The sequence below is a fragment of the Paenibacillus sp. J2L1-98 genome, from assembly GCF_056269405.1.
The window spans coordinates 1-3,108 of sequence record NZ_JBWDNW010000055.1; the positions used below are offsets into that span (position 1 = coordinate 1).

A 3,108-nucleotide genomic window follows, 5' to 3' on the forward strand; every position below is an offset into this window, starting at 1 on the left:
ATCCAGACGGTCCCATTCGATTTTCACGTTTGGATGTTCCTTCATATATTTGTTTGCAATCTCTTCCTCGATCTGATAAGAGGCTGTACTCTTGTCCGTCTGATTGGTTTGAAAGGTGAGCGTAATTTTTTTTTCTCCACCGTTATCCTTTGCCGTACCTCCTGTCTCGCCGCTTCCGCTCTCGGTCTTGTTTCCACCGCAAGCTGCCAATGTCAAAGTCAATACAGCAGTAACGACTAGACTCATTACACGCATTTTTTTCAACTTGCTTTTCCCCCTCAGACTAATGATGTCGCTTACAAATATAACTTTACCGTTTATTTCAGATGATATGTTATACAAAAATTCAACTTGTCATGTTTAAAATTTCAACAACTTCCGAAAGGCTAGACTCCATAAAACGAGTGTCCTTTCACTGTCCTGGTCTATTTAACTTCACCAAATCAGAGTGGTAATATTTATAAAATCAAAAAAAGATCTCTCCAAAGATTTAGAGAGACCTAAGCAGTTACGAAAATTGTTTAGCAGGATTATACATGTAATTCCTTATTAAAATAAATACCAAACACAATATTAACGATAAAAATCCCACTAATACGATGGATTGTGTACCTAATCCTGATATAAATAATCCACCTGCTGATGCACCCAATGTGACTCCTAAATTAGCGGATGTTAAAAATAATCCATTAGCAAAATCTGGAGCTTTAGGCGCTGAAGACAAAATCCAATATTGAGTAATATTAGCTCCTACTCCAGCTACAATTCCCCAAAAAGTAGTAAAGATAACCATAGGTACGGTAAACTGTCCAAAAAAGAATAATATGATGTAGACAGCTCCCAACGCAAAAGGAAAAGCTACTACAGTTTTAAGGGCATTATTAGTAAGCAACTTCCCTGCCACAATGTTTCCAATAATATTGGTTCCACCGAATATGACTAACATGAATGTAATTGTATTCGGAGACATACTCGTTACTGTTTTCAGATACTCAGAAAAATAGCTGTAAACCCCAAATATAGCTGAATTGATGCAAATGACAGCAAGAATGGAATGCCAAACAATTGGTTTTTTTAATGCGGATAATTGTGCTCCGTAAGAAAGTCTTTCCCTAACAGGCATAGAGGGTACAAATACTAATGTAGCAATAAATGCTATAGCATTTACAACCGTATTGAATACCATCGCCATTTGGAAAGAAATTTCACTAGCAATAAAAGTTGCGATCGGTGAACCGATAACCAAACCGGCAGATACTCCTATAAATACTTTAGCAACAGCTTTTGGAGCTTCCTCTTTGCTTACCGAGGCAGCAGCTACTGTAAAAGCTAAAGAAAAATAAACCGGATGAAGAAAGGCTGGAACTGCACGAGCAATTAATGCAATGGTAAAATTAGTTGTAAATATGGCAACAATGTTCCCGAGAACGAATACGCCAAGTACGAGTAATATGGCCTTCTTCCGATTTAATCCCGAAAGCAATAAAGGCATAATTGGACCTGAAATGGCAACGACAAGGGCAAAAAGACTCACCAACCATCCCGCTTTTGATACACTAACATGAAAATGTTCAGCAACGAAAGGCAGTATCCCCATCATTCCCAGTTCAGTATTAATAAGTCCGAAAGCACCGATGGTTAATATAAATATTAGCAAGCTGTTGTTTTGTTTAGCCAAAAAATATTCCTCCTTTGAATTCGCCCAACAAAAAATCATCACCGATCGTTTAATCAATATCCGTTTATAATTATAAATATAAACAGGGTACTTACAATGGTTAAATGAACGCAAATCGTTGTGTATTCAACATGTGAATCAAAATCGTTGATTATCATAAAGCGTTTAATGTTCTTATTGTTTGAGCTAAATGAGTTTCCACCAAGTAAAGAGGCACACCGTGTAGGCATGCCCCTAAAGTATTGCATGGATTTCTCGTTATTCTTCCTCCATCGTGCTGATGTCGATCATAAATCGATATCGGGCATCTGAAGCTAGTACGCGCTCCCAGGCTTCATCAATCTGTTTGGCTTAGGGAAATCTGGTTACTATACGGGATGCCTCGAGTAGAAAAATGATCAGCCTTTGACTGCACCGTCAACCATTCCTTTTGTGATTTTTTCCGAAAGAACGAAATAGACGATAATAACCGGTAAAGCGCCCAATACGAGGTAAGCCCCGATTGCACCGTAATTGGCGGTATATTGCCCGACAAAGCTGTTCAGCCCAAACGGCAGCGTCTTGAGCGATTCGGAAGAAATAAAAGTCGCCGCAATGATGTACTCGTTCCAAACCGAGATAAAGGTCAGGATCGTGACCGTCATGATCGGCGGTACGATAATCGGCAAAATGATGCTTACGAAGGTCCGGTAGATCGATGCGCCGTCAATCATGGCGGATTCCTCGATCTCATGTGGCACGCTCCTCAGAAATCCCGACAGTATAAAAACCGCCATCGGAAGCGCGAACGCGACATACGGAATAATGATCGACGCATGCGTATTCAGAATATCCATGTTTTTAAAAATGACCATCAGCGGCAGCAGTGTCGACTGGATCGGAATCATGATTCCGATCATAAAGACGAGCAGTACGGCATTCCCATAACGCCATTTAAAGCGTGTTATCGCGTACGAAACCATGGCCCCGAAAAATATCGTCAGAATAAGAGAAATCCCCGTAACGATGATACTATTAAAAATATATTTCGGATACTCGCCTGAAGTAAAGGCTTCTACATAGTTGCCCCATTGGAACGATTTCGGGAGGGCAAAAAACCGGCCTTCCAAGATTTCGCTTGTCGTTTTGAGAGAATAGAGCAGCAGCCAAAGGAGCGGATAAACTTGCGTGACGGCCAAGGCGCCCAAAAAGCACCATGCCGCCGCCTTTTTCAGATTTCTCCATTTCAGAATTCCGATGGAGGAGGAACCCGTTTGCTTTGCTGTTTTTCGAATGGCTTCCGTTGTCACTTTTGAACAACTCCTTTCCTCTATGAAGCGGATTCCTCCGCACGTTTGAACAGCCGGTTCAGCAGGACGGTTGCGATCAGACAGAAAACGACCAAAAACGTGGAGAGGGCGCTGCCGTAACCGTACTTGAACGTATTGAAG

2 protein-coding genes and 1 pseudogene are annotated in these 3,108 nt (G+C 41.1%); all 3 read right to left on the reverse strand.

Features of this window, described 5'->3' with window-relative positions; all coding sequences use genetic code 11:
• Nucleotides 1–264: pseudogene (locus AC0YNZ_RS31295) on the reverse strand (extracellular solute-binding protein); the annotation flags it as partial.
• Nucleotides 265–508: 244 nt separating this feature from the next.
• Nucleotides 509–1,717: an MFS transporter gene (locus AC0YNZ_RS31300; RefSeq protein ID WP_475830260.1), complete on the reverse strand. Its 1,209-nt coding sequence runs from the start codon at nucleotides 1,715–1,717 to the stop codon at nucleotides 509–511.
• Nucleotides 1,718–2,076: 359 nt separating this feature from the next.
• Entirely contained in the window at nucleotides 2,077–2,916 is an 840-nt protein-coding gene (locus tag AC0YNZ_RS31305) for a carbohydrate ABC transporter permease (RefSeq protein ID WP_475830261.1), read from the reverse strand.
• Nucleotides 2,917–3,108 lie beyond the last annotated feature (192 nt).